Origin of the sequence: Bremerella alba, from assembly GCF_013618625.1 — a bacterium.
In the GTDB taxonomy this organism is placed as follows: Bacteria; Planctomycetota; Planctomycetia; order Pirellulales; family Pirellulaceae; genus Bremerella; species Bremerella alba.
Genome location: NZ_JABRWO010000012.1, coordinates 73,326 through 100,312 on the forward strand (window position 1 = coordinate 73,326; position 26,987 = coordinate 100,312).

Below are 26,987 nucleotides of genomic sequence, written 5' to 3' on the forward strand. Positions count from 1 at the left end.
TCAGGTACTCTTTTCCCCAAACTATTCCCGTAAATGATCGATCTATTCGAGGAGTGATAAATAATGCGTCAAATTCTCTTTCAAGCTGTCGCTATGGCGCTGGTCGCCGGTGGACCGCTACTGGCCGATTCAGTTCGCACCGAAAGCGGCGCTCAAACGGGCACCATTATTGGCGCAACCAAAGACGCCGTCCAACTTAGCAAGGGTGGTTCCAACGTTGAGATTCCTACGAATGAAATCGTCGAAATCGCACTCGACGCCGAACCGTTCGACGTGAAGACAGCCCGTCGCATGGTTCAAAGCGGTCAGTTCGCCGACGCGATCGACAAACTCCAAGGCATTGAAGGGGGCAATAACGAACTCGTTAAACAGGAAATCGATTTCCTTCGCGCTTACTCGATGGGCAAACTGGCCCTGGCCGGTTCGGGCGACCGACAGAAAGCTGCCCAGGCACTGCTAGGCTTTGCGACCAGTTCGTCTAACAGCTTTCATTTCTATGAAGTGGCTCGAATGCTGGGTGATCTCGCCGTCAGTGGCGGAGACTACGCTTCGGCGGCCAAGTACTACGGCGGATTGAACTCGGCTCCTTGGCCCGACTATCGCATGTCAGCCCAAGTTTTGGCCGGTCGTGCATTGCTGGCCCAGGACAAAACAGCCGAAGCCATCGCCAACTTTGATGAAGTGATCTCGGCCAACGCGACGGTTTCTGGTGCTGCCCGTCAGAAAAGCTTCGCCGCCGTCGGAAAAGCCAAAGCTTTGGCTTCTAGTGGCAAACCTGCCGAAGGCATCGCGCTCGCTCAGAAAGTGGTTGAAAACGCCGACCCGGACGACAAAGAACTGTTCGGTCGTGCTTACAACGCTCTTGGGCTGTGTCAGCTGAAGCAAAACAACTCGAAAGAAGCACTCTTGGCTTACCTACATACAGACATCCTCTTCTACACCGACCCTGAAATCCACGCCGAAGCCTTGTATCACCTGGCCAATCTCTGGAAGGATCTGAACGATCCCGATCAGTCCACCGATGCACGAAATTTGCTCAATGACCGCTATCCCGGAAGCATTTGGGCTAATCGGCAATAATTCACCCAGGCTGGTGCGATTAAAAGGGAGAGTTTGCCCAAAAACGTCGGCAAACTCTCGGTGCAGATGCTTTTCGAGGGGAAATCACCCAACTAGAATACGAATCCACCTCGTCGACATTCCCTTCAAAACAAGATCTTCCTTTCACCCTCTTTCTGGGTACAAGACAGGTCGAACCCGTTTCTTAGTGCTTAAACAAACTACCAAGACATAGCTCAGATAATCGCCAAAGTCTGGAGAACCCAATGTTGCGTCGATCTCAAGCGTACTCCCTGTCCCTCTGCGTGGCTTCTGTGGCCTTGATGTTGGGCATTTTTCTGACCACCCAGTCAGTCACAGCCCAAGATGCCGCTGCAGACGCCGAGCCTGCTGCCGCAGAACCGGCTGCTGCCCCAGCAGCCGGCGATGGTGCCGGCGATGCGGCTGCTCCTGCCGAAGCCCCCAAGACGGTCTTCGAATGGGTTTACACTTCGTTGAGCTATTACTTCTGGATCTTCATGGTCATTTCGATCGTGTTCGTAGCCCTGTTGGTGATGAACATCATGAATGCCCGCCGCGAAAATGTCGTTCCCCTGGCATTGGTCGAAAGCTTCGAGGCCTGCCTAGAAGAAAACCAGGTTCAGGAAGCCTACGACATGGCCAAGGAAGATGAATCGTTCCTCGGCAAGGTTCTTTCGGCCGGCTTGGAAAAGGTCTCACTAGGCTACGACAAAGCCCTTGAAGCGATGCAGGAAGTGGGCGAAGAAGAGAACATGAAGCTCGACCATCGCCTAAGCTACCTGGCCCTGATCGGTACGCTCAGCCCCATGATCGGATTGTTCGGTACGGTCGACGGGATGATTAAGTCGTTTAGTGTGATCGCTCGTAGTGGTGGTACGCCAGACGCCTCGGCACTGGCCGAAGGTATTTCGACCGCATTGTTCACCACGCTTGTCGGTTTGGCCCTCGCCATTCCAGCGATTGCCGCCTACAACATCCTTCGCAACCGAGTCGATCGCCTGGCGCTGGAAGTCGGCATCACCGGCGAAGGCCTGATGAGCCGTTTCCAAAATGTCGGCAAGTAGTCTCCCTTAAGTCCATGTGATCTCTTTCGCGAAAAGATGTAGCTAATGAAGATCAAAAAGAATAAGCGGGAGATGCTCGAAGGGGACCTGACCCCTATGATCGACATGACGTTTCAGTTGATCGCATTCTTTATGGTGCTGATCAACTTTACCCAGGCCGATCAGAACAAAAAGATTCAGCTCCCGCAGAGTGAACTGGCCAAGCCGCCGGAAGTTCCCTTTGAAAATGCCATCACGCTGCAAATGTATCAGGACGGTATGGCATACTTCGACGGCAACGACTATACGCTCGATTCCCTTCGGCAACGCTTAGTTGTCGAGAAGCAAATCGCCGACGATTTCAAAGCTGATACAGGCGGTGCGAAGAGTGTCACCGTCATTATTCGCGGTGATGGTCGCGTTGCCACCGGCAAAGTTCAAGAGATGATCAAGCTCTGCCAGGACGTTGGCTTTGAAAAATTTGCCCTCAGAGCCAAAGAAGAAGCTCCCAACTAAGGTATACGGTTAGGTTCATGAAACTTCGCAAGAACGAAGTCCACGGACGCGAAAAGATCGATGTGCCGATGACACCGATGATTGACATCGTGTTTCAGCTCCTCGTCTTTTTTATCATGACGTTCAAAATCGTCGCGATGGAAGGGGACTTCAACATCAACATGCCCCAGGCAGCCGCCGGGGCACCCAGTACGAGCCTTCAGGTTCCGATGAAACTGAAGCTACGTGCCGGCCCCAACGGTGCCCTGCAATCGGTGGCACTCAACAATACGTCTTTCGATGGAAATGCACGCGAAAAGTTCGCTCAGTTGCAAGATGCCATCGTTCAGCAAATCGGCGTCGCGGACGGCCCTAGCTCGGCCCAGGAAGAATCGGAAATCGAAATCGATGCCGATTACCAGCTGCAATACACTTACGTGATTGAAGCAATCACCGCAGTGACCGGCCGCATTGATCCCAAAACGGGCGAAGTGCAGAAACTGATCGAGAAGATCAAGTTTGCACCTGGTGCCGGTGGTTAATCTCCGTACGCAATTGACTCAACCTAAGTAAAGTTCACGCTCGCGGATGAAACGCAGCGTGAACTTTTTTTAGGCGCGTCTGATCGACGTGCGTGTAAATTTGGGTTGTCGCAATGCTCGCATGACCGAGCAGTTCTTGAACCTGGCGAAGGTCGGCCCCACCGGCAAGCAGGTGTGTGGCAAAGCTATGCCGCATTGTATGCGGGCTGACGGCCGGGTCGATCCCAGCACGGCGGGCATATTTCTTCACGAGCTCCCAGATCGCCTCGCGTCGCAGCGGTCGACCGGTTCGCGTCAAAAAGAACGCAGGCGAATCGAAGCCCCGAGCCAACAGCTTGGGGCGTTCCTTTTCCAGGTATAACCTACACGCGGAGACCGCCTTTTCGCCCAAAGGGACGATGCGTTGCTTGTTCCCTTTACCATGCAGCCGACAATGACCTTCGCTCAAGTGAACGTTTTTCGCATCCAGGCTGGCGATCTCCGATGCTCGGCATCCACACGCATACAAGACCTCCAAAATGGCTCGGTCACGCCGCCAGTAAGGATCTTCACTCCAGGGGGCCGTCAAGAAATCATCGATTTGATAGGGTGGTATCACCGTCGGAATTTTTTGCCATAGCTTCTGGCAGCCTAGAAGTTCCGCCAGGTTATCCTGCATTATTCCTTCTAACTGCAGGTAACGGAAAAACACCTTCAAGGAGATGATATGCCGGGCTACCGATGCCGGAGCGAGATTCTGCGCGTGGAGCCATGCCACGTAATCAGAAAGTTGGACAATGTTCAGCGTCGTAGGATTTTTTGTCCCCAGCCATGTCCGAAATCGCTGTAAATCTCGCGAATAAGCTTGGATGGTATTGGGCGAAAGATGGCATTCGGTGGTCAGATATGTCACCATCGCTGCGATCAGACGCTCGGTCCGCTCGCCTTCTGGTTGTGGCAACGGCCGCTTGAGTTTCAGTTTTAATTTTCGGGGCATCGAGATCCCAAGCTATTTTTAGGAGAGACTATCCACCGTATAGGTGTTTTCGGCATTCCGTCGGGGCCGTCGCACGTTGTTGATGAGGATTCAGGTCGTATTGATCGTAGGGACGCAATGCGACAGAATCGGTGCAGATGCGATCCCCGCATTTTTGGCTAAGGCATTCAAGGAAAAGAAGATGCGCGTTCTTGTCACCGGCGGAGCAGGCTACATAGGTTCTCACACGGCCCGAAAACTGGCGGTCGGGGGACACAATGTTGTCGTCTACGACAACCTTTCCGCAGGGCATCGAGGCGCGGTCGGCAAGCTTCCCTTGGTGGTCGGAGACCTATCCGACGGCGAAAAGCTGACCGCCACCCTGAAAGAATACAACATAGAAGCGGTGATCCACTTCGCAGCGTTCGCACTTGTCGGCGAATCGGTCACGAATCCGGCCAAGTACTATCAGAACAATGTTCTCGGTACGCTGAGCCTGCTCGATGCTATGCGGGCCGCTGATGTGACTCGCATTGTGTTTTCGAGCACTTGTGCCACTTATGGTATTCCTGCGTCTTCGCCCATAGACGAAAGCTTCCCTCAGGCACCTGTGAATCCTTACGGCTTCACAAAACTGGCAATCGAACATGCGCTGCAGGATTACGCTCACGCTTATGGAATGGCTTTCGCGGCACTTCGTTACTTCAATGCCGCAGGGGCTTCCGCCGACGGAGATATCGGCGAAGATCACACGCCAGAATCGCACTTGATACCCTTGGTTCTGCAGGTGGCGTTGGGGCAAAGAAAATCGATCAGCATTTTCGGCAACGACTACCCCACCTCGGACGGGACATGCATTCGCGATTACATTCATGTCGACGACCTGGCCGATGCCCATTTAGCGGCGATGCAGCAGATTACGCCTGATCATTGCCTGAAACTCAACTTGGGGACTGGGCAAGGGGTCAGTGTCCAAGAGATCATTCAGGCAAGCCGAGATGTTACCGGCAAGGATATTCCCGCAGAAATTGGCCCTAGGCGCGAGGGAGATCCCCCTGCCCTGGTAGCCAACGCCGATAAGGCTCATAAAATTCTTAATTGGCAACCAAAGTACATGGACGTCCGCGAAACGATTGAAACTGCCTGGCGATGGCATCATTCGCATCCTCACGGATTCGCCCAGTAAAAGAAAATGCGTTGAGTCCGAAAGGATTTCCGCGAACTCATGCAGAATATCATTATCGAAAAGCCATATCGATTTGTTCCGCCGCACCGCGGGACTCGCTGGCCTGCGTTTATCCAGAAATTCAATCTTTACGGTAAATACCTCCAACACTTTGAAGGCGTTCAGTCTTACGAGGTCCGAAACGCAGACCGCTTACAGAAGTCGCTCGATGCCAACCATGGCATTCTTCTGGCGCCCAATCACAGCCGCCTGTCCGATCCATTGGTGCTGGGCTTCCTGGCAAAAGAAGTTGATTGCAACCTTTACTCGATGGCCAGCTGGCACCTCTTTAATCAAGGATCGTTTAAAGCGTGGGCCATCCGAATCATGGGGGGCTTCAGCATCTATCGAGAAGGTGTTGATCGAAAGTCGCTGGCAACGGCAGTTGACGCCATGGTCGAGGCCGATCGACCACTGGTCGTTTTTTCTGAAGGTTCGACCACGCGTACCAACGACCACCTCCACCCGCTTCTGGATGGGGTCGCCTTCGTAGCACGTTCCGCCGCCAAACGGCGTATCAAGGAAGGTCGCGGCGAGACAGTGATCCATCCGATTGGTATCAAGTACGTCTTCCAGGGAGACATCGACGCCACGGTTCGCCCCGTGCTGCACGAGATCGAACAACGCTTAGGCTGGCGAACGTCCGAGGAACTTCGACTGCTCGAACGTGTCGAACGCATGGGAGAAGGGTTATTTTGCCTGGAAGAGATTCGATATTCGGGAAGTGCTCACTCGGACGATGACATGGCCACCCGCACCGAGCGATTGATTGACTGCATTCTGCATCCGCTAGAGAAAGAGTGGCTTCGCGTCGAATCGACCGGAAACATATTACCACGCATCAAAGCACTACGCTCACGAATCCTGCCCGACATGATCGAGGGCAAACTCTCACCGGAAGAGCGATCACGACGCTGGATGCAATTGGAAGACATCTACGTTGCACAGCAGATTTCGTGTTACATCCCGAACTACCTGCGAGACTATCCTAGCGTCGATCGCCTTTTGGAAACGGTCGAGCGATACGAGGAAGACCTGAAGGACAAGACAACCGTGCACGGGGCCTTGAAGGTCATTATCGATGTCGACGAACCGATCATGGTGTCCGATGAGCGACGCCCCAAGGGTGATGAAGATCCCTTAATGTCTCAACTGCGAGATCGTCTTCAAGCCAAGCTGACTCATCTCTCGAAAGAATCGAAACTCTACGGTTCCGAATAAATCGATTGGCATTCACTTCGCCCCCTAATAAGATGGGGTCTGTTATCCACGCTTTGGTAGCAGAGATCAGGGGATGTGCAGTGATTCAGGTCGATCGCTTAGCAGCGTTGCAGCACGGTCAAGAAGCCGATTTTTTCGCGCAATTATTTCAAAAGGACCTTCGCTTAACACGGCAAGGGCGCCCCTTTTATCTTCTCGAGTTTCGAGATCGTACCCGGAATATTGCGGCCACGATTTGGGAAGGATCGACTCATGAAGCGGCATGCCGTGACGAGTGGACCGTTGGGCACTTCTACAAGCTTCGAGGAACTTTTCAAGAGACGATTCACGGAGGAAAGATCGAGATAAAACGCCTTCGCCCGGTCGAAGCAAGCGACCACGAGAGCGGTTTCGATCCCGCGACCTGCCAGCCGTCGTCGGAAGCAGATCCCCAAGAACTCTTCGACCGTCTGTTGGATTTGGTCGATCAAGAGATCGATACGCCTGAGCTTAACTCCCTTGTAACGACCATTTTGGAAACCAACCGAGAACGAATCGAAGCCTTACCCGGCGCGGTGCATCATCATCATGCGTACGCCGGTGGGTTCCTTGAGCATATCTTCAGCGTGGCCCAAAATGTCATGTACTTGCTCAATGCCTACCGCGGCCAGCACCCTTCCCTGCGAGACCCTATCACGCGGCAGTTGACGATCGCAGGTGCCCTGCTGCACGACATCGGTAAACTAGAGGAATTAGACGGCGAAGTCGCCAACACGGCCTACACGGCACACGGCGAACTGATAGGACACATCGTGCTTGGACGTGACTTGGTACGAGATTCAGCTCGGGACCTTGGAATTGACCTGAGTACGGAGTGGCTACTTCGCTTGGAACATCTCGTTCTTAGTCACCAAGGAACATCCGCCAACGGAAGCCCGAAACCTCCGATGACCTGGGAAGCCAACTTAATATACTGGGCGGATGAACTCGACGGAAATATCTTTCGCCTAGCCAAAGCTTGTGAGCAACAGGATGACGGAGCCCCCTTCGTACCTAAGAGCAACCCATTCAGGCGGCGTATCTATCGGGGGGATTTGCCGTCGCATCCGGACAAATCGTCATAATCATCCAAATTTTTCCACTTCGATTTTCGACAATCATGCAACGTAGCCTACGTTTACGTGACCCATCCAACGGATGGTAGGTAAGGGGTACACGCACACGTCGGGGTTAAGTGGATGTTTCTATTTCTTCTGCTGATGATCGGAGCGAATCTGTTGATCGGATTCTGCGCCGCCGTACGCGTTCGTCAATTGATTCAAAATCAAACATCGATCGTCAGTGTCGAGACCGCCGAGATTTTCCTCAACGAATTCGAGAACCATTCGGCTGCCGCCCCGATCAACAACGACTCCAAGCCCAAACTACCGCAGCCTGAACCCGAAGAAGTCATTCCTTACGAATACTTGTCGGTTCTTGAAGAAGAGGCAGTCGTCGCCAACGGCCTGGTCGAAGCGTCCGCTCAGGTCCTTCGTCTGGAAGTCGGCAAATATCGAGCTCGGCTCGTAGAAATAGAAAACAAGCTTCGCGAAACGTGGTATCAACCAACCGAAGATGCCCTTCACGAAATAGCCGAGCAGCTTGATGTCATTAATATCGACTGGCTCGAAAAACAAGCAGAAGCCTCTCAACATTTGGACAGCAGCCAGGAAGGGCTCGGGGCATATGCCGACATTGGAACCCGTCTCTGCGACACCCTGTTCGAGCAAACAGCCCAGATCGAAACGACACTCAGCAATTTGCAACAGATCGATTTCCAAGACAACCTGAACGATGTCTGTCGCAAGCTAGTATTGGAAATCGCTCGACTGATCGATCTCTGCCATGACCTGCGCGACAAGATGACTGAAACCATCGTGACAGTGCTCCGCGCAGAAAAACGTCTGGCCACGGTCGACAACGGAATGAAGATCGACTCGTTAACCGGATTGAACAACCGAACGGGAATTGAGTGCCAGCTGTTTCAGTGGTGGCGAGACGATATCCGTCGAGAACGCGCGCTAAGCGTTGCCGCCGTCGACATCGATGAGTTTCGCAAGTTCAACGAACGCCTGGGCACCGAGGTGGGCGACAAGATTATCGCCTCGCTGGGAAAATACCTCGCCGACTGTATCCGGACGGAACGCGGCTTCGAGTATGCGATGCGTCTAGAGGGTCAGCGATTCCTGCTCTTCTTCGGCGATGTCGGCCCCCGTGGTGCCACCAGCGCCGTCGAACGTATCCGCCAGACAGTGGACGGGACAGTCTTTGAGTTCGATGGCGAAGAACTCGAACTTCATGTCAGCGCCGGGGTTACGGAAGCCAAGCAGGACGACACTGTCCCCAAGCTGTTCGCGAGAGCAATCACTGCTTTGAGGACGGCGAAAAAGAATGGGCGTAATCGCACATTCATCGACGAGGGCCAGGGGCCGCAGCCGATCGATCCGCCGACCTATAAGATTCGCGATAAGGTCATTATGATCGACAAGTAAGCCATCTAGCTAAGCGGTCTTCTTTGCAATCAAGTAGCGATCGAGCTTTGCCAGATCTTTGCCGATCGAAATCCGCTCGTAAAACCCAGTCGCCTCGGCAATCTTGGTAACACGCTTGGCAACCATCGGGCTGAATTCCATCAGCAGCCATCCGCCGGGCTTCAGATAGTCGGTGGCCTCTTCCAAGATTCTTCGCAAGATGGCGGTGCCTTCTTCCTCGGCGAACAATGCATCATGCGGCTCGTGTGCGATGACATGCGCATCCATTAGAGGCCGTTCCGATTGAGCGATGTAGGGCGGATTGCTGACGATGACATCGAACAGGGCCCCGTCCGGTACCGCTGCGAACAGGTCGCCGGTGGCGAACTCGATCCGCTCATTCACGCCGTGTTTCTCAGCATTTTGCTTCGCGACGGCCAACGCTTTTTCACTGATGTCGGTCGCTAGCACGCTGGCCTTAGAAATTTGCTTGGCAATGGTAACAGCGATAATCCCGCTGCCGGTTCCGATATCGAGAATGCATACCGTTTCATCTTTTGATCTCCCTTTAAGAAGATCGAGCGTTTCGATCACCAAGTGCTCGGTCTCGGGGCGCGGAATGAGAACATCCGGCGTGACCAGGAATTCCATCGAGTAGAACTCACTGGTTCCGAGCACGTAAGCTACCGGCTTACCAGTGGCTCGCTGTTTGACCAGTTCGCGAAACTTAGCACGCTTTTCTTCGTCAACGACTTCCTCGAACCGGGCATAAAGCTGAATCTTGGGGCACCCTAACGAATGACCAAGCATCAACTGAGCTTCCAGCCGTGCCTCTTCGCTTCCCTTCGATTCCAGGTACTCCGTCGTCCAGTTCAAGAGACGGCCAATCGTCCATGGTTCGGCAGTCGACATGCGGGTAAAATTCGCCTTGAAGGAAGGATTGGGACAAACGGCAAATCGCAGGCTTATTAGTCGAGATCTCCCATCTCGCCGCGAAGCTGTTCGCGATCATGATCGATCAACGCGTCGATAACCTGCTGTACTTGGCCGGCCATGACCTGATCGAGCTTATACAACGTCAAATTGATACGATGATCGGTGATGCGATTTTCGGGGAAGTTATAAGTTCGGATACGCTGACTGCGGTCGCCAGACCCGACCAGGCTCTTTCGCTCGTCGGCACGCTCCTGGGCTTCTTTCGCACGTTGGCTGTCATACAGCTTGGTCTTCAACAAACGCAAAGCACGATCCAGATTCTTGTGCTGACTTCGTTCTTCACAGCACTGGACGATGACGCCCGTTTCCTGGTGAATCAAACGCACGGCCGATGCTGTCTTGTTGACGTGCTGCCCACCGGGACCACTACTGGCCGCATAACGTTCGACCGTGTAACTATCAGGGCTGAGATTGAACTCGACTTCTTCCGGTTCCGCCATCACCGCCACGGTAGCCGCCGAGGTGTGCACGCGACCTTTGGTTTCCGTTTCCGGAACGCGCTGCACACGGTGGCCGCCACTCTCGTATTGCATTTCGCGATAGACACCTTCGCCATGGACGGAAATAATCGCTTCCTTGAATCCGCCTAGTTCGGTCGGGCTAGATTCCATGATCTCGTACTTCCACTTCTTGGTTTCCGCGAAGCGTTTGTACATTTCATAGAGGTCACGGGCGAAAAGAGCCGCTTCATCACCACCGGCACCGCCACGAATTTCCAGCACAATTTTATCACGATCAGCATCTTCGCCACCGATCGTCATGTCTAATAGATCGCGCCAGATCTTCTCTCGTTTCGCCTTGAGGTCTACGAGATCCGCTTCAGCCAATTCGGCCATCTCGACATCGTCTCCCTCCATCAGTTCTCGAGCATCTTCGATCTCGCTCACGATATCTTTGAACTGACGATAGCGTGTCGCCGTACGGGCCAACGTGCCATGTTCGCGCGCAACGCTCGCCATCATCGACGAGTTCGACAAAACGTCTGGATCGCTCATCTGCTGTTCGAGAAACTCGAAGCGAGAAAGCTTTTCTTCCAAAATCTCGCGCATGAGAGGCTTTGTCCTGAGAGGTACCTGACCGGCTGATTAATAAGTCAGGTCGATTGCGGGATTCTACGAAAACACGCGAGTCCCCAATGCCAGGAAACTCGCGTGATGATGACGGTTAAAATGGAAGAAGCTACTTCTTCTTTTTCTTCGACAGACTGGCGTAGTTGCCTGCGAACTTGTTCTTGAACTTCTCGATACGACCGCCCGCGTCAAGGAAGCGTTCCTTACCGGTGTAGAAAGGGTGGCACACGTTGCAAACGTCGACCACGATTTCCTTGCGGGTGCTTCGCGTGGTGAACGAATTGCCACAACCGCACTTCACGACTGTATCAATATATTTGGGGTGGATTTTTTCTCTCATGGACCTTCACTCCGTGACAAGTTCGCGGACTAGCCCTGCGCCGGTCCGTTCCCTTGAGATGCTGGGAAACCTACGATTATAGAGTTCTGATGCCGAATCGGCAATCGTAGTTACCCCCCTCCCCTCGAGCTTACCGGCAGATAGCAATTCACAAGACATGGGATGTTACCAGAAGGTGACAATTCCGGTAGATTAAATAGTTTCACCCGTTAGGTTTAAGACAATTCAGGCCCAAGCACGCATGGCGATCGACAAATCGGGAACCCGCGTTCGACAGATGTTCTCGGAAATTGCGGGCAACTATGACCGCATGAATCATCTTTTGTCGATGAATATCGACAAATACTGGCGTTGGCGAACCGTTAAAATCGTCCCCCCTACTGGCGATAGCCCTATCTTGGACGTCTGCACAGGGACCGGCGACCTGGCCCTGGCGTACTACAAAGCAGCCGATGGTAAAGTTCAAGTCGAAGCCACAGACTTCTGCCCCGAAATGCTTGAGGTCGGCGAAGTTAAGAAGCAAAAACTCGGCATCAACGGTCAGGTTCGCTTTCAAGAGGCCGATACCCAGCAACTTCCCTTCGATGACGACACGTTTCAGATCGTCTCCGTCGCGTTTGGTCTCCGGAATGTTGCCGATACCGATCTGGGCCTGAAAGAGATGGCTCGCGTTTGCCGGCCCGGAGGTAAGATCGCGGTGCTCGAGTTCTCGCAACCCCGTTATCAGCCAATCCGCGGTCTCTACCAGTTCTACTTTAAGAACATTCTTCCCCGTGTCGGTCAGGCCTTGGCCAAGAACAAGCAAGATGCCTACAAGTACTTGCCAGACAGTGTCGGCGAGTTCCCACATGGCGAAGCGTTAGCCGAGCGGATGCGAGCCGTTGGGCTGAAAGATGTCTACTTCAAGCCGTTTACTTTTGGCGTGGCAACATTATACGTGGGGACAAAATGAGCCTGCCCGTAGTCGTGGCAATCACCGGAGCAAGCGGAGCCGTCTATGCAAAGCGGCTTTTGAACGTGCTGCACCACAGCGGCTACGATGTGCAACTCTCGATCAGCCCTTCCGGCAAGGTCGTATTTCAGCAGGAATTGGGCATCCGGCTGGAACTCGATAACTTCGATCCCGAAACGCTCGTTCCATTGACGATCGACGCCGACGATAAGCGATTACTCGAAACGGTCAAACTCAATCAAGCCACTACGCCAGGCGACTTTCAGTACTACCACTACGCCGATTTCATGTCGCCCATGGCCAGTGGATCGGCTCGTTCGGCAGGCATGGTCGTGTGCCCTTGCTCCGGAGGCACCCTCGCTGGAATTGTCAGTGGTACTTGCACCAATCTCATTCAACGGGCTGCCGAAGTCCATTTGAAAGAACGCCGTAAACTGATCCTTGTGCCACGTGAGACGCCCCTCTCCCTCGGTTACATCGACAACATGAAAAAAGCAACCGAGGCCGGTGCGGTCGTGATGCCGGCCATGCCAGGCTGGTATCACGGGGTGCGGTCGCTCGATGACCTGATCGACTTCATGGTTGCCCGCATTTTAGATCAGCTGGAAATTCCACACGCTTTAATGCAACGCTGGGGAGAAGATGCCTGAGCGACTTCGTCACATTTTGGAAATGATCCGCTTCAGCCATACGGTTTTTGCGATGCCGTTTGCCGTGCTGGCAACCCTCATGGCTTGGTGCCTACCGGCTCCTGAAGGGCAAACCGTATCGCTTAGCTGGCAAGCAGGACTAGGAATTGTGCTGTGCATGGTTTTTGCCCGTAGCGCTGCAATGGCATTCAATCGGTTGGTGGATCGAAAAATCGATGCCGGGAACCCACGAACCGCCACACGGCATTTACCCTCGGGCATACTTTCGGTGCAGAGTGTCGCCTTTTTCACCGTCGGTTGTAGCATCGGCTTTGTTGCCTCGACGCTCTTATTCTGGCCAAACTGGCTGCCGCTGGCATTGTCGGTGCCAGTCCTGGCATTTTTGTGCGGATACAGCTACACGAAACGTTTCACTTCTTTGGCCCACTATTGGCTTGGGGTTTCCCTGATGCTCGCCCCCATTTGTGCGTGGGTGGCGATTCGCGGAGAAGTAGTTCTGGCCCACCCGCCCGACATCCTGCCGGCATTGATGCTCGGATTAGGGGTCCTGTTCTGGGTCGCCGGGTTCGACATCATTTATGCCTGTCAAGATGCCGATTTCGACCGCGATACCAAGCTCCGCAGTGTGCCAGCTAAGTACGGTGTGCCAGGAGCTTTACGGATTGCTGCTGTCAGCCACTTGCTGGCCGTGCTGGCCTTCGCTGCCCTGCCCTTTACGGCTGCGTCGCTTGGTATTATTTACTGGATCGGATTGGCCGCCGTTGCCGCTCTGCTGCTGTACGAACACGCTTTGGTCCGCCCCAATGACCTGTCGAAGGTCAATCTGGCGTTTTTCAATGTGAATACAGTCATTGGGCTTGGAGTCCTGGCGTTTACCAGCTTGGATCTCCTTTGGAACTGACCCACCTTGCAGCATGACGGCCAAATCGCGACCATAAACGTTAATGATCGCACTGACAGTGCGGTTGCCACAGCATAAGAACATTCTTCCCTTTTATTCAGCCAAGCGACCTGGAATGATTCGAGCAGACAAGATTTCGTTGGATACCATCGGTAAGAAGGTCGAAAACGGCGAACGCCTGAACCTGGACGAAGGGGTTTTCCTTTACCGGGACGACGTTCCGCTAAATGAAGTCGCGGAGTTGGCCAACAAGGTTCGCGAGCGGAAGAATGGCAACTATGCGTACTTCAACATCAATACGCACCTGAACCCGACCAATGTCTGCGTCTACCGCTGCAACTTCTGTGCGTTCCGGGCCGATCTTCGCGACCCTCGCGGGTACCTGATGAGCGACGAGCAGATCCTCGCTCGCGGACAGGAAGCGGTCGATAACGGTTGCACCGAAATGCACATCGTTGGCGGTCTGCACCATCAAAAGAAGTTCGACTGGTACGTCAACGTCGTGAAGATCCTGCACGACACATTCCCTATGCTGCACCTCAAAGCGTGGACTGCGGTCGAGATCAACTGGTTCGAGTTCCTTACCAAGAAGTCGGTTCGAGAGATCTTGGAAATCCTACGTGACGCGGGCCTCGGCAGCATGCCAGGCGGTGGCGCTGAAATCTTCCACCGCGAAGTCCGCGACCAGATCTGCGAACACAAAGCCGACACCGGCAAATGGCACGAGATCCATCGCACAGCCCACGAACTGGGCATCAAGACGAACGCCACCATGCTGTATGGGCACATCGAGAACGCTTATCATCGAGTCGACCACTTGATTCGCCTGCGAGAGACTCAAGACGTCAGCGGCGGCTTCCAAACGTTCATCCCGCTGGCCTTTCACCCAGACAACACCGAGTTGGCCGAACTGAGGAAGCTGAAGAAGCCATCGGTGATGATGGACCTGCGAACGATGGCCGTCTCGCGCTTGATGCTGGACAACTTTCCACACATCAAAGCGTACTGGATCATGCTCGGTATCGGCACGGCGCAAACAGCCCTGTCATACGGAGCCGACGACATCGACGGAACGGTACGTCACGAACTGATCTACCACGACGCCGGAGCCACCACCCCGGAAGTCATGTCGGTGGAAGACATCCAGCGACTGATCGTCGAGGCCGGCCGAGAACCGGTCGAACGCGACACGGTCTACAACCGGGTGATTCGCGATCCACAGAATCAGTCGGAATGGACAACCGGCGAGCCCGTGGAAGTAGGCTAATTGGCAAGGACGGCTGAGGGGGACGCCTCCTCATGTCTTCGCAGCGAGCCACTTGATTGCACCAATGGAAACATGAGGCTAACTTGGTATTGGATATCAAGTTAGTCTTACCCTACGGGCCTTGCCATGGATGCGATCGTCGAAGTAATTGGAGCCATATTCCAATTTTTCGTGTACGCATGCATCTACGTAGCGGATATCTGCATTCGTGCGGTCTGGTTTTCTATCGACAGTATTCGCTACGGTTACAAAGGCGCACTCCAACGGAACGAACAGCGTCGCAAAGACGAGTTCACCCCTTTTGCGACACGAATCGGAGGTGCTGTCATCTTTTTTGGCACCGTTTTCATTTCCCTATCCCTTCTGGCTTGGTGGCAAAGCCATCATCAGCAGAAGGTCGACCAAACCGAACGCCTCGTCGATCGCTTAGCTGAAAAGTATTACCAGCAAACGACCGAAGATGATCCCGTTTTCCAAAATGGTCCCCTCTCTGAGCAAGATGCCTGGGGACAACCGGTCCGTTTAGATACCGAGAAGTCCTTGATGGGCTGGTGGATTGTGGTCAGTTCTGACGGCCCCGATGGTCGACCTTCTACGAGCGATGATGTCGAAGCGATTCGTTCAAACTGGGCCAACCTGGAACAAGTGGGCGGTGAACTAGCCGAACGCGGATCGAACGCGATCAAGCAAAAACTCAAAGGGATGTTCTCGGGCGATGACAGTGATCAGCCGAAAGAGGCCGTCGTTCTACTCGCCGAAGAAGGTGCACCCGCGGAAAATTTGCCAATGGACGACGAGTCAGTAGCGACGGAACCGAACCAGGCCAATGCAGAAGAGAAGAAAGGCTGGAAGCTACCCTCCATCAAATTCCGCTGGGGCAAGAAGGATGAGTAGCTCAAGATCTTGAGCCCATCACAATCATTGTCGCTGGATTGGACTACAGACGAGCCTAAAGGTAATACCGTCAGCGTTTGGCGTCATACTGGCGCAGCAACACATCAAGCTCTTGAATCTTCTGCTTAATGTTTGGCCGCGAATCGTTGATCAAATTGTTGTTTTCATTCGGGTCTTCCACCAAATCGTAGAACTCGTCGCAGCCTTGGTTGTGATCGTCACGCACGAGCTTAAAACGATCGGTTCGGTAACATCGAAGCGAAGCGGTCGCATAGTGGATCATGTTGTACTCAGCGAAGACGTCGTTGCTCCAGTCTTCTGGTTGCTCACCCTTTAACAGCGGCAAAAGACTACGGCCTTTCAGCTGCGGGTCTGCTTGTACACCAGCCAATTGTGCCAGCGTGGGGAAAATATCGAGCGCCGTCGCCGTCTGAGCAATCTCTGTTTCCGGCGAAACGATGCCTGGCCAACGCACTACAGCCGGGACTCGAAGAGACTCCTCATACAGGTTTGGACGGTACTTATTGGAAATCACCTTAACACCGTTGTGAACCTCGCCTGGCGGTTGCTTTTTGGTCGCCCACAAGCCATTCCCTTTGTGCCAGATGCCATGGTGCCCCATGTTGAACCCGTGGTCGGAAGTAAAAATCACCAATGTATTATCCGCCAACTGATTCTCATCCAACGCGGCGAGTAGCCGACCTAGGTTTCGGTCGACGCCTGAGGTGCTGGCCAGGTACTCACGCATCATCTTTTTAATCCGCACGATGTCGAGCCCGGGGTAATCAGGGATTGCAGGATCGAGTTCGGCGTACGGCTGCCAATCTTCGGGCGCTACCGGCAACCATTTACCGTGCGGTGCCCGGGTCGACAGGCACAAAAAGAAAGGACGCTGCTTGTTTCTTTCGATAAAGCCGATTGCCCGATCGGTCAGAATATTGGTCGTAAGCCCCTCGAACTTGCGAATCACTCCGTCTTCTTCCAACATCGGGTTATCCGGAGACGTTCCACCGCCGGTAAGTCCCATGAAGTAATCGAACCCGTGCTGCGTCGGATGAAACTTCTCATTGCCCGGAGCGGTCCAGTCCCCCAAGTGCCACTTGCCGACCAGCCCGGTTCGGTAGCCGGCCGTTTTGAGAAGCTCAGCAATGGTGAACGTACCATCGGGATCCAAGCGAACTTCGTCGTTGGGATCGTATAGCTTATGTCCTGGCTGAGGAATGAAATCGGGAATCCCCAACTCACTGGCATACCGTCCTGTCATGAACGAAGCACGGGCCGGACTGCAAACAGGTGTCGTGCAAAAGAAATTACGAAAGACGGCTCCTTCGCTGGCGAGGCGATCCAGGTTGGGTGTCGCCGCAGGGGGAACATTGCGATACTGACCGGAACGTACGGCCGATCCAAACGCCCAAGGTGCCTGATCATCAGTCAGCACGATGACAATGTTTGGCTTTTCTCCCCAGCCGATCGTTGTCATTAGGATGACGAGAAAAAGACTGCATCCAATTTCTGTAAATCTATACACGGAAAAGACCTTCGATACGGACCGGGAGATGTATCCCAGTAGCATACCAGCTTTTCTCTGGCACTCAACTTTCCTATAAGGGCTAACCCAAGTCGCCAATATCGAGTGATTTCCCGTATCGGATCATTACCATTCGCTGAAGCTTTTCCCACTTCGCCCCGGCCAGGTTGGGATCGGTATCGGTGATCGAAAACGCATCCTCACGGGCCTTGGCCAGCAGTTCACCGTCGCGCTGCAAATCAGCGATTCGTAGCGGGGGCATGCCGTGTTGTTTCCACCCGAACAGATCGCCGGGGCCACGAAGCTTAAAGTCGACTTCGGCCAACTCGAATCCGTCGGTAGTGCCTGCGAATGCCGCTAAGCGTTCCTTCGAGGCGTCCGTTGCCGGATTGGCAAACACACAAAGATAGCCGGGGTGCTTGCCACGGCTGATCCGACCGCGAAGCTGATGCAGTTGAGCCAGGCCGAAGCGTTCGCCGCTTTCTATCGTCATGAGCACCGCATTCGCGACGTCGACGCCGACTTCCACCACCGTCGTGGCAATCAAGACATCGATCTTATGATTGGCAAAACGCTGCATCACAGCATCCTTTTCGGCTGGCGGCATGCGTCCATGCAACATCTCCAAACGAAACTCTTCCAGTTCGCCGTTGGCCAGGTGCTCGAGCAGTTGCTCGACGCCGCCGAGTGTGTCGTCGCGCTGCGTTTCATCAACCAGCGGTGCAATGACGTAACCTTGCCGCCCTTCACGAAGCTTCTTGCGAAAAAACTCCCACCACTTGGCCCGCTGCTCGTCTTCGGCAATGTAAGTGCTGACTGACTGCCGACCAGGCGGGGCGTTGCGGATGGTCGAGATATCAAGATCTCCGAACATGCCCAAGGCCACCGTGCGGGGAATCGGCGTGGCGGTCATCACCAGGTAATGCGGATCGTTGCCCGCACTTCGCAGCGCGGCGCGTTGACGGACGCCGAACTTGTGCTGCTCGTCGATGATCACCAAGCCGAGCTTTTGAAACGCAATTTCGGTCGCAATGATGGCCTGAGTTCCGATCAGTAGGTCGATCTCACCGGCGGCGACCTCTGCCAACAGCTTCGAGCGTTCCTTCTCGGTCAGCGAGCCCGTCAGTACCCCAATCCGAACTTTCGCATGACTGAGTAGCTTGGTCAGGGTTCTTGCGTGCTGCTTGGCCAGGACTTCCGTCGGAGCCATCAGGGCGGCCTGGGTCTTGGCGGCAACGGCGGCCAGCATTGCATAGACCGAGACCATTGTCTTACCGGTTCCCACGTCTCCTTGCAGAAGCCGGTTCATGGGGATCGTGCGGTTCAGGTCATGGCAGATATCGTGGATCGACTTGTTCTGGTCTTCGGTCAATTCAAACGGAAGCAGCTTACGGATACGTTCATCAATCCGAAAATCAACGGGAATCGGCAGCGCACTTTTACGGTCATTGAGCTGATGCTTCCTGAGCGACATGGCAAGTTGCAGCACAAGCAATTCCTGATAGATGAACCGCTTTCGGGCTGCTTCCATGTCATCGCGAGAGTGCGGGCGGTGAATCTTATTCAGTGCATCGTGGACGGAGAGCAGCTCGTGTTGCTTCAGAAACGAGTCAGGCAGAACTTCTTCCAGATCGCCACCATGCGTTTCGAGCGCCGTGTGAACCATCTTCCGCATCAAGCCCTGGCGAACTCCTTCGGTTAGTGGGTAGATCGGCAGCAGTTTGCCCCCTTCGGGGTGATCGCCTGGCTCGACGATATCGACCACCGGGTGGGCCATTTCCCAGCGATTGCCTTGAAACCGAGGACGACCCGATACGATCACGTGCTGTCCGATTTGAAATCGCTTTCGCAGAAAAGGCTGATTAAACCAAACACCGCGAACGTAGGCCTGATTATCGCGAACGAGTACTCCCAGTATGCTGCGTCCAGGTCCGGTTCCGCGGAAGTCGACGTCTTCGATCACGCCGGTAATCGAAGCGGGTTCGTCTTCTTTGAGATCGTCGGTAGGGACAATCTCTAGCAAGTCTTGATAGTCGCGCGGAAAGAAAAAGATGAGGTCCAGCGCTGTATAAAGTTGAAGCTTAGCCAACTTCTCGGCACGTTGCGGACCGACCCCTTTGAGGAACTGAACCGGCGTGCGAAGACGCTGCAGAGGGGTCGAAGCGTGGCTGTCTGACATTCCGTCCTCACCAGGGCGATCCGTCGGGGTTATCGGTACGGCTGATACGCCGCCACGGCCAATTCATCGCAACGATCGTTTTCCGGGTGTCCACTGTGACCGGCGACCCGGGTATATTTCACGCGATGTTTTTGCAGTTGCTCGTCCAACTGTTTCCACAGGTCGTCATTCTTAACTGGCTTCCACTGTTTGCCTTCTTTGCGTTGCCAGTTGTTCTTCTTCCAGTTTGGCATCCACTCGGTCATGCCTTTGCCGACATACACGCTATCGGTAAACAGTTCGATATTGCATGCCCGGCTCAGGGTTTGCAGGCCCTGGATGACGGCCATCAATTCCATGCGATTGTTGGTCGTCTCGCGTTCGCCGCCTGATTTTTCCATTTCTTTGCCGGTAGAAGGATGCCGCAAGATGCACGCCCAGCCGCCGGGGCCAGGGTTCCCGCTACAGGCTCCATCGGTGTAAAGAAGAACCTCAGGCTCGAAGGTGGCCGCCATGCACTGCTCCCTATGAATCGATCGCTAAACGAGCGATTATGTCCCGGGATGCGCCTGGGATAAAGCCCCACTTTCAAGATGATCAATTTCTCGTCGTCGAATCGATCGTTTCCGGCGTTTCTACCTGACGCGACCCTTGAATTCGGACAAAATCGCCATGCTTGCTCTTCGTGATGTCATCGATGCGGGAAGTGAACGAGTCTTCACGAACATCGGGACGGTCTTCAATTACCCACGGGATGTCCACGAAAAACGTGCTACCTTTGCCCAGTTCGCTCTCAGCGCGAACCGTTCCACCTAGCAGTTGGCATAACTCTCGGACGATCGACAAGCCGAGGCCTGTCCCCGAGTATTCACGCGTGAGTGTGTCCCCTTGCGAGGCCGTTCCTTGTCGGAACTTCTCGAAAATGATTTCGCGATCCTCTTCCGCAATGCCCACACCCGTGTCGCTCACCGAAAGCTCAAGCCGATTGTCGATGCGATTCGCTTTAACGACAATGCGTCCTCCTTCCGGCGTGAACTTAATGGCATTGGAAAGCAAGTTCGTCAGAATTTGCTGGAACTTCGATTGGTCCTGAAGCGCCGGCTCTTCCTGGGGATCGACGTGACACGTCAGATCGATGTTCTTTTCTTCAGTAAGAGAGCGAACCATGTCACACGCGCCGCTGACAATCGAGGCGACCGAGAAGCGCGACGGGCGGACTTCCATCCGGCCGCTTTCCACCTTGGCTAGGTCGAGAATGTCGTTGATCATGTCCAACAACAAACGCCCCGATTTTCGGATATTCTCGACGTAACGCTTCTGTTTATCGTTCAGGCTGTCGATGCCACGCAGCACGTCCGAGAAACCCAAGATACTATTGAGCGGCGTCCGCAGTTCGTGGCTCATACTTGCCAGGAAGTCGCTTTTCAAGCAGTTCATCTCGTACAACTGCATGTTGGCTTGGGCCAGTTGATCGACCTTGCCGTCGAGATCGTGGTTGACGTAGGTCAACTTGTTCTGGGCATCGATCAAGTGAGCCAACATGCGGTTGAACGATGTCGCTAAATCTTCAAATTCGTCACCAGTGTAGATCTCGGCTCGTACGTCCAAGTGTCCCTGGCTCACCTCGTCGCTCACATCACGCAGGTGAGTCAGCGGTTTCACGATGATGTACCGGACAATCAAGTAAAGTGCGATCATGGAAAGCGCCACCGTAATGATCGCCGTAGCGAGCAGGTAGGCCCGGTTTTTGGTAAGCGCGATCTGCGTGATCTCGTCGTCTTTGACGATCTTGATCACGTTGAAAGGCAATTCATTCTCAAGCGGAAACCCAGTGGTCGAGACGGCCAGATCTAGATTCGTGTTGTGGCAGGCAACTGTGCAGTTTCGTTTCCAATAGATGGGCTGATAGTAAATGTACTTCTGACGCTGGGCATCGTAGAAAGCTTCCGACGCCGGCGAATAGGCAATGGTGTCTTCGTCGTTATCGTCACCACCCCGCCCTAGTTCCACGAATTCGTCGGTCGTTTCTTGGGTGCTGATGCCAGGCGTGCTGAGGAATTTTTCGAGGATATCCTTATCACGCGTTTGCTGAATATCCTTCAACCGCCGTAGGATCTCGGCTTCCTCTTCATTGGCAGGCAGAAGAATGCGTTCTTCGGGTCGACTCGTTGCGGCAAGCTTGCGGTCGGCCGGGTCAAGTGTCATCACTTCCCAGTCGTACTTCATGTACTCCAGTTCGAGCCCCGTATCGCGAACGTGCTCGTCCCATCCTTCAGGATTTTTCTGAGCCTGAGCATCATGCTTCCAGTGGATCTTCATAAGCACCGCATCGACCAAATGCCGACCGGTACTTAGGTTGTTGTTATGCACCAACTGTTCGGTAGACTGTCCGTACCACCAGAAGCTGCCGGTAATCAGCAGCAACAGACACGTTCCGTACAGAAAGCGGCATTTTCGCTCGAGATTGGTCTCGCCGAGTACGCGCTTGATGGAACGATAGGACATAGATCGTTTTCAGTCTTCAGTTTTCAGTGTTCGGCCAGAACACACGTGGAATCGATTACCTTTGAATTCTAGGAGTTTCCCACTTCTGAAACTACCCAGATTTCCTGGATTGGCCTACATCATGTCGATCGGGTCGACATCGGCAATCCACAGGACATCGTCCGGAACGGCTACCTTTTCGCGGCAACGCAGGACCGCGGCCCTCATTAGAAGTCGATCGAAGCTGTGCAGCAGTAAGTGATAGCGATAATTCCCCCGCAGCTTTTCGATAGGGGCAGGAGCCGGGCCTTGCTGCGAGATATCCCCCCCCTGCTCTTGAGCAAAACGAGTCAACTCCTCAGAAACCTGCTGCATGAAAAGCTCCACCGCAGGCTGCGTCGGACCACGCGCAATGATCCGAACCATGTGCGCAAATGGCGTCATTTGAAAGTCGCGACGAAATGGCAGCTCACGTTCGGCAAACAGTGCGTAGTCGTGCCGCGTGGCCGCCTCGATCGCTGGATGATCGGGGCTTAGCGTTTGCACCAGGACTTCCCCCCCCAGGTCTCCTCGACCGGTTCGTCCGGCAACTTGGGTAATCAGCTGGAAGGTCCGCTCACCAGCACGGACATCGGGAAAGTGCAACGCTGTGTCCGCATTGATCACACCCACCAGTGTCACATTGGGAAAGTCCAACCCCTTAGCGATCATCTGTGTACCGACCAGAATCTTCACTTCTTGACTGCGAAACCGCTCGAGCGCCGCTTCGTGCGACCCTGGCTTCTTCATCGTGTCCGAGTCCATCCGAATGATCGGATACGATCCGAATTTCGACTTCACCTCTTGCTCAAGTTTCTGGGTTCCGATTCCCGAAAATCGAATCCCGCTATAGCGACACGTGGGTTCCGGACAGACGCGGGGAGCCGAACTCCGGTAGTCGCAGTAATGGCAAACCGTGCTGCCGTCGGTGATATGATGCGTCAGCGGAATTTCGCAGTGAGGGCACTCGACCAGATGCCCACAAGCTGGGCACTGAATGTGGGTACTATGCCCTCGACGATTCAGTAGCAAGATGATCTGCCCGTCCAGTTCAAGAGTCCGCTTCATCGATTGGTAAAGCTGTCGACTAATGGCCCCACGAAAGCTGGCCGTTTTGTCGTATCGCATGTCGACGGTGCGCACAGCTGGTAATGGACGATTGCCAATGCGGTGTGGCATTGGGATCAACGCGTACTGACCTTCCTGGGCGCGATAGTAGGTTTCGAGCGAAGGAGTCGCCGTCCCCAAAATCAGCGGGACCTTCTCGTATTCGGCCCGCTTCGCGGCGACTTCCCGGGCATGGTAGCGCGGCATGGAATCTTGCTTGAACGAAGTATCGTGCTCTTCATCCAGGATGATCATCCCCAACTGTGGTGTCGGAGCAAACACGGCACTGCGGGCCCCTACCACAACGTTGACGATGCCTGAGGCAATGCGTTTCCACTGCCAGTGCCGTTCGACATCGCTCATATGGCTGTGCAGGACGGCTATCCGATCGAACCGCGAAGCAAATCGCTGCTTGGTTTGCGGGGTGAGGCTGATTTCCGGAACCAGGACAATCGCCTGCTTCCCTTGATCGATCACGTGCTCAATGGCCTGAATATAGACTTCGGTCTTTCCGCTGCCCGTGACCCCATGCAACAAGATAGGCTTGGGTTGCGGGTCGCTGACTTGGGCAAGGATCGTTTTTAGCGCCGACGATTGAGCTTCATTCAATGTCTTGGCTACTTCGCGCTCGATATCAATCTCGTCGAAGTGGGCATGACTAACGCGGCGAACCTCGGATTCGATCAGCTTTTTTTTGCGAAGCCCGGTGATGGGCGCCTGGGTGCAGCGGCACTTGTCGGCCAAATCCCCAGGCGTCATCGGTTTACTGGAAGCGGCCAGTGTAGTCAGCACGTGATGCTGTTTCTCAGGCAACTTGATTGTGGCAATCCGGACAGCCACTTCCCTGGGAACGCTCAGCAGCGTCACTTCCCGCGTCCCCGCATTGCCGCGTACTGCCGCCGGGATAACCGCGTCGAGAACCTGTCCCCAACTGGCCAGGTAATACTCGGCCATCCACTGGGTCATCTGCAGCATTTGCGAGGAAAGCAGCGTCTGTTGATCGAGGGCCGACAACACGTACTTCAACTTGCGACGGCCATACTCTTTCCGTTCGACGGCCACGCAGTATGCCATCACGCGGCGATTGGATCTTCCCAGGGGGACGTAAACCCGGCGGCCCGGCAAGATTTCGCCTACCAATTCATCGGGAACCAGGTAATCGAACGACTTCTCTGGCCCGGTCGACATTACGATCGATGCAACCAGCCCTGTCTGGGCATCGTCTTGCTCCCAGGGGGTCGAATCGTCGCCGAAAAGTCCTTTTTGATTCTTCACAAAATCCCGAAATGTTGGCGGTCGAAGCGGTCATCCTGGCCAATTATGCCCAGGACCGATACGATAGCACTTTGACGGCAACCTTCCCACCACGCCGAAATCGGCTAGCGAGAAAGGGGGAGTTTCATGCGATTAGGAATTTACGGGGGTTCGTTTTCCCCCATTCATAACGGCCACTTACTCCTCGCAGAATCGTGTCGCGAGCAGTACGCACTCGATGAAGTGTGGTTTCTGCCAGCGGCTACCAATCCCTTGAAACAAGACGGCGTGCTGGCCTCGGATGCCCATCGCGTGGCAATGATCGAACTTGCGATCGCTGGCAACCTTGCGTTCAAATGCAGTTCTCTTGAGCTTCAGCGGGGTGGTCTCAGTTATACTGTCGACACACTTAGAGCAGTGCAGAAAATCGTCCCCCAGGCCGAGCTATTCCTACTGGTCGGCGGCGACTCATTTGCCTCTTTCTTTCATTGGCACAAGATCGAAGAAATCTGTGCGCTGGCCACCATTTGCACTGTCGGCCGTCCCGGTAGTGATTTAAGCGACTGGGGACGCCTGCCGGAAGTCCTTAGCGAAGATCAAATGGCGCACATCCAGCAGCATTTTGTCGAAATGCCGCTGATTGATCTTTCCAGCACGGACATCCGCCAACGGATCGCTAGCGGCAAATCCATCCGTTATATGGTGCCGCGCAGTGTCGAAAAGTACCTTGAAACGCAGCGAGTCTTTAGCAAACAAGCGGCGCCGGCCTAGTGCGCAACTGCCGTTATGCAGCGCGTCGACGCCCCAACACCTGCCCCAGTTGCGGCGTCAGGGGTGTTTGCTCTAAGGAAGGGTCGCTTTTAAGGGCATCCAGCACTTGATCTAGCTGCTCCATGGAAGACAGGCTGAGATCGAGAAAGATCCAACGTTTGCCAGCGATTTCGCAAACGCCGCCTCCTTGACCGTCGAGCCATTCACGGCGTATCTGATAGCCCAGGTCCTTTGCGGTAGCGATGGCCTGGTCGAGCAGATCGAGGGTGTGCATCCTTGCGAACTCCGATGATCTAGGTAATTTGCATGAGCAACAATAAAGGTTGCCGATTGTTCAGGCGGAAATTGTAGCGATCAATGGGGAATCGTCGATAGACATATTACGGGCCAGCGCGATTAGGCCGTCGATTTCGTCGAAAGGATTCTACGATTTCGGTTGATACAGGCTGCTAGCTCGCTCACCAGTCGCGATTAAACACGGAAGCAGGGTCAAGGATGAACCACTCGCAATCCCCCACGGACGCTTCGCTGATTGAACGTCAGGCGAAGGAAATTGAAATCTTGAAACGCCGCCTGCTTGAAGCGCAAAAACTGTCCGCGATGGGGGAGCTCGTCAGCACGACAACCCATGAATTTAATAATGTGCTGATGGCGGTGATTAACTATGCCCGGATGGGGCTGCGTCACCAAGACGAACAGACACGCAACAACTGTTTCGAAAAGATCGCCGCCGCCGGAGATCGGGCCGCCAAGATCACCACTGGCGTGCTGGCCATGGCCAAAAACCGTGGCAACCGCATGGAGCCGACTGACCTGTCGAAGATCGTCGACGATACGATGGTTCTACTCGAACGCGAACTTCGCAAGTATCGCATCGAATTGGAATTTCAAAACGGTGACGTTCCTTTGGCAATGGCCAACGGCAACCAAATTCAGCAGGTGCTGTTGAATCTGATGATCAACGCTCGTCAGGCAATGCCCAAAGGAGGGTGCCTGATCCTAAAGCTTTCCTACGATAAGCAGGCCCACACGGTCGATCTCTTGGTCCGCGATCACGGCACCGGTATTCCGACCGATCAGTTGCCCCATATCTTTGATGCGTTCTATACGACCAAAACGGGTCCTGATGAAACGGGCAAAGGGGGAACCGGAATCGGTCTGGCCGCTTGCCGCGACATTGTCGAAGCCCACAACGGAAAGATTCGCGTGCAAAGCACCGTGGGGATGGGAACCGCCTTTACGATTCGAATTCCGGCCGCCGCCGCGAACCCAACCGCAACCTCAACGGTCTCTAGCGGCGTACCAATCGCAGGCAACGAAATGCTTCCCACGTCGCCTGTTCGGCACTAAGTAAACTTCGTGCTTCACCGCAAGTTCATCAAATTCGGGCTTGCCACAAACGAAAACGCGCACATAATAGGCGATATGAACAGCTGGCAGTTTACTTTTGGTTTCTATTTCCCCTACTTTCCGAGTAGGGCCGAGGATTCTGTGTAAACTGCTAACTGCAAAACGCGAGAACTCCA

The 26,987-nt window shown here is 54.2% G+C and carries 25 protein-coding genes; 15 read left to right on the top strand and 10 right to left on the bottom strand.

Going from position 1 to position 26,987, the window contains the following annotated elements; all coding sequences use genetic code 11:
- Positions 1 to 63 precede the first annotated feature (63 nt).
- From HOV93_RS19980 to HOV93_RS19995, 4 genes are all read left to right on the top strand, one after another.
- Entirely contained in the window at positions 64 to 1,080 is a 1,017-nt protein-coding gene (locus HOV93_RS19980; RefSeq protein WP_207398310.1) for a tetratricopeptide repeat protein, read from the top strand.
- A gap of 245 nt (positions 1,081 to 1,325) precedes the next feature.
- Complete coding sequence (locus tag HOV93_RS19985; RefSeq protein ID WP_235990707.1) at positions 1,326 to 2,144, top strand: MotA/TolQ/ExbB proton channel family protein; 819 nt, start codon at positions 1,326 to 1,328, stop codon at positions 2,142 to 2,144.
- A 45-nt stretch (positions 2,145 to 2,189) separates the two neighbouring features.
- Positions 2,190 to 2,639 (top strand): ExbD/TolR family protein, encoded by a 450-nt coding sequence (locus tag HOV93_RS19990; RefSeq protein WP_207398311.1) that lies wholly within the window; start codon positions 2,190 to 2,192, stop codon positions 2,637 to 2,639.
- Between the two features lie 17 nt (positions 2,640 to 2,656).
- Positions 2,657 to 3,160, top strand: a complete 504-nt coding sequence (locus tag HOV93_RS19995; protein WP_207398312.1) for an ExbD/TolR family protein — start codon at positions 2,657 to 2,659, stop codon at positions 3,158 to 3,160.
- Positions 3,161 to 3,194: 34 nt separating this feature from the next.
- Here HOV93_RS19995 and xerD read toward each other — a convergent pair whose 3' ends face one another.
- Positions 3,195 to 4,136 carry a site-specific tyrosine recombinase XerD gene (gene xerD, locus HOV93_RS20000; protein ID WP_207398313.1) on the bottom strand — a complete coding sequence of 314 codons (942 nt, stop codon included), beginning with the start codon at positions 4,134 to 4,136 and terminating at the stop codon, positions 3,195 to 3,197.
- Positions 4,137 to 4,317: 181 nt separating this feature from the next.
- On the opposite strand from xerD, the gene galE reads away from it, so the two are divergent.
- The 4 genes from galE (at position 4,318) to HOV93_RS20020 (ending at position 9,071) form a co-directional block, all read left to right on the top strand.
- Positions 4,318 to 5,301 (top strand): UDP-glucose 4-epimerase GalE, encoded by a 984-nt coding sequence (galE, locus tag HOV93_RS20005; protein WP_207398314.1) that lies wholly within the window; start codon positions 4,318 to 4,320, stop codon positions 5,299 to 5,301.
- 39 nt (positions 5,302 to 5,340) lie between these two features.
- Complete coding sequence (locus HOV93_RS20010) at positions 5,341 to 6,561, top strand: 1-acyl-sn-glycerol-3-phosphate acyltransferase (protein ID WP_207398315.1); 1,221 nt, start codon at positions 5,341 to 5,343, stop codon at positions 6,559 to 6,561.
- Between the two features lie 80 nt (positions 6,562 to 6,641).
- Positions 6,642 to 7,664, top strand: a complete 1,023-nt coding sequence (locus HOV93_RS20015; protein WP_207398316.1) for a 3'-5' exoribonuclease YhaM family protein — start codon at positions 6,642 to 6,644, stop codon at positions 7,662 to 7,664.
- 114 nt (positions 7,665 to 7,778) lie between these two features.
- A complete protein-coding gene (locus HOV93_RS20020) occupies positions 7,779 to 9,071 on the top strand; it encodes a sensor domain-containing diguanylate cyclase (protein ID WP_207398317.1) in 1,293 nt (430 codons plus the stop codon).
- Positions 9,072 to 9,080: 9 nt separating this feature from the next.
- Here HOV93_RS20020 and prmC read toward each other — a convergent pair whose 3' ends face one another.
- The 3 genes from prmC to rpmE all read right to left on the bottom strand — a co-directional run bounded on the left by prmC (position 9,081) and on the right by rpmE (position 11,456).
- Positions 9,081 to 9,962, bottom strand: coding sequence for a peptide chain release factor N(5)-glutamine methyltransferase (gene prmC, locus HOV93_RS20025; protein ID WP_235990711.1), 882 nt, complete (start codon positions 9,960 to 9,962; stop codon positions 9,081 to 9,083).
- Positions 9,963 to 10,018: 56 nt separating this feature from the next.
- Positions 10,019 to 11,095: a peptide chain release factor 1 gene (prfA, locus tag HOV93_RS20030; protein WP_207398318.1), complete on the bottom strand. Its 1,077-nt coding sequence runs from the start codon at positions 11,093 to 11,095 to the stop codon at positions 10,019 to 10,021.
- Positions 11,096 to 11,225: 130 nt separating this feature from the next.
- Positions 11,226 to 11,456: a 50S ribosomal protein L31 gene (rpmE, locus tag HOV93_RS20035; protein ID WP_207398319.1), complete on the bottom strand. Its 231-nt coding sequence runs from the start codon at positions 11,454 to 11,456 to the stop codon at positions 11,226 to 11,228.
- A gap of 241 nt (positions 11,457 to 11,697) precedes the next feature.
- Between rpmE and ubiE the strand changes: the two genes are divergently transcribed.
- The 5 genes from ubiE (at position 11,698) to HOV93_RS20060 (ending at position 16,120) form a co-directional block, all read left to right on the top strand.
- Positions 11,698 to 12,408, top strand: coding sequence for a bifunctional demethylmenaquinone methyltransferase/2-methoxy-6-polyprenyl-1,4-benzoquinol methylase UbiE (ubiE, locus tag HOV93_RS20040; protein WP_207398320.1), 711 nt, complete (start codon positions 11,698 to 11,700; stop codon positions 12,406 to 12,408).
- Positions 12,405 to 13,058: a UbiX family flavin prenyltransferase gene (locus HOV93_RS20045; protein WP_207398321.1), complete on the top strand. Its 654-nt coding sequence runs from the start codon at positions 12,405 to 12,407 to the stop codon at positions 13,056 to 13,058. Before ubiE ends, HOV93_RS20045 begins: the two co-directional genes overlap by 4 nt.
- Complete coding sequence (locus tag HOV93_RS20050; protein WP_207398322.1) at positions 13,051 to 13,959, top strand: UbiA-like polyprenyltransferase; 909 nt, start codon at positions 13,051 to 13,053, stop codon at positions 13,957 to 13,959. The genes HOV93_RS20045 and HOV93_RS20050 overlap by 8 nt, the downstream gene beginning before the upstream one ends.
- A gap of 115 nt (positions 13,960 to 14,074) precedes the next feature.
- Positions 14,075 to 15,226, top strand: coding sequence for an aminofutalosine synthase MqnE (gene mqnE / locus HOV93_RS20055; RefSeq protein ID WP_207398323.1), 1,152 nt, complete (start codon positions 14,075 to 14,077; stop codon positions 15,224 to 15,226).
- A gap of 126 nt (positions 15,227 to 15,352) precedes the next feature.
- Positions 15,353 to 16,120: a hypothetical protein gene (locus tag HOV93_RS20060; protein ID WP_207398324.1), complete on the top strand. Its 768-nt coding sequence runs from the start codon at positions 15,353 to 15,355 to the stop codon at positions 16,118 to 16,120.
- A gap of 70 nt (positions 16,121 to 16,190) precedes the next feature.
- Here the strand turns inward: HOV93_RS20060 and HOV93_RS20065 are convergent, their stop codons facing one another.
- The 5 genes from HOV93_RS20065 to priA all read right to left on the bottom strand — a co-directional run bounded on the left by HOV93_RS20065 (position 16,191) and on the right by priA (position 24,711).
- Positions 16,191 to 17,648, bottom strand: a complete 1,458-nt coding sequence (locus HOV93_RS20065) for a sulfatase family protein (protein ID WP_315853441.1) — start codon at positions 17,646 to 17,648, stop codon at positions 16,191 to 16,193.
- 82 nt (positions 17,649 to 17,730) lie between these two features.
- Positions 17,731 to 19,827 (bottom strand): ATP-dependent DNA helicase RecG, encoded by a 2,097-nt coding sequence (gene recG, locus HOV93_RS20070; RefSeq protein ID WP_207398326.1) that lies wholly within the window; start codon positions 19,825 to 19,827, stop codon positions 17,731 to 17,733.
- Positions 19,828 to 19,856: 29 nt separating this feature from the next.
- On the bottom strand, positions 19,857 to 20,321 hold the full coding sequence (gene rnhA, locus HOV93_RS20075) for a ribonuclease HI (protein ID WP_207398327.1): 465 nt from the start codon (positions 20,319 to 20,321) through the stop codon (positions 19,857 to 19,859).
- Between the two features lie 82 nt (positions 20,322 to 20,403).
- Complete coding sequence (locus HOV93_RS20080; RefSeq protein WP_207398328.1) at positions 20,404 to 22,311, bottom strand: sensor histidine kinase; 1,908 nt, start codon at positions 22,309 to 22,311, stop codon at positions 20,404 to 20,406.
- Positions 22,312 to 22,425: 114 nt separating this feature from the next.
- Positions 22,426 to 24,711 carry a replication restart helicase PriA gene (priA, locus tag HOV93_RS20085; protein ID WP_315853442.1) on the bottom strand — a complete coding sequence of 762 codons (2,286 nt, stop codon included), beginning with the start codon at positions 24,709 to 24,711 and terminating at the stop codon, positions 22,426 to 22,428.
- Between the two features lie 126 nt (positions 24,712 to 24,837).
- On the opposite strand from priA, the gene nadD reads away from it, so the two are divergent.
- A complete protein-coding gene (gene nadD, locus HOV93_RS20090; RefSeq protein WP_207398329.1) occupies positions 24,838 to 25,461 on the top strand; it encodes a nicotinate-nucleotide adenylyltransferase in 624 nt (207 codons plus the stop codon).
- A 13-nt stretch (positions 25,462 to 25,474) separates the two neighbouring features.
- Here the strand turns inward: nadD and HOV93_RS20095 are convergent, their stop codons facing one another.
- The gene (locus HOV93_RS20095; RefSeq protein ID WP_207398330.1) at positions 25,475 to 25,735 is read right to left on the bottom strand and encodes a hypothetical protein; all 261 of its coding nucleotides are present in this window, start codon (positions 25,733 to 25,735) and stop codon (positions 25,475 to 25,477) included.
- 221 nt (positions 25,736 to 25,956) lie between these two features.
- On the opposite strand from HOV93_RS20095, the gene HOV93_RS20100 reads away from it, so the two are divergent.
- Entirely contained in the window at positions 25,957 to 26,811 is an 855-nt protein-coding gene (locus HOV93_RS20100; RefSeq protein ID WP_207398331.1) for a sensor histidine kinase, read from the top strand.
- Positions 26,812 to 26,987 lie beyond the last annotated feature (176 nt).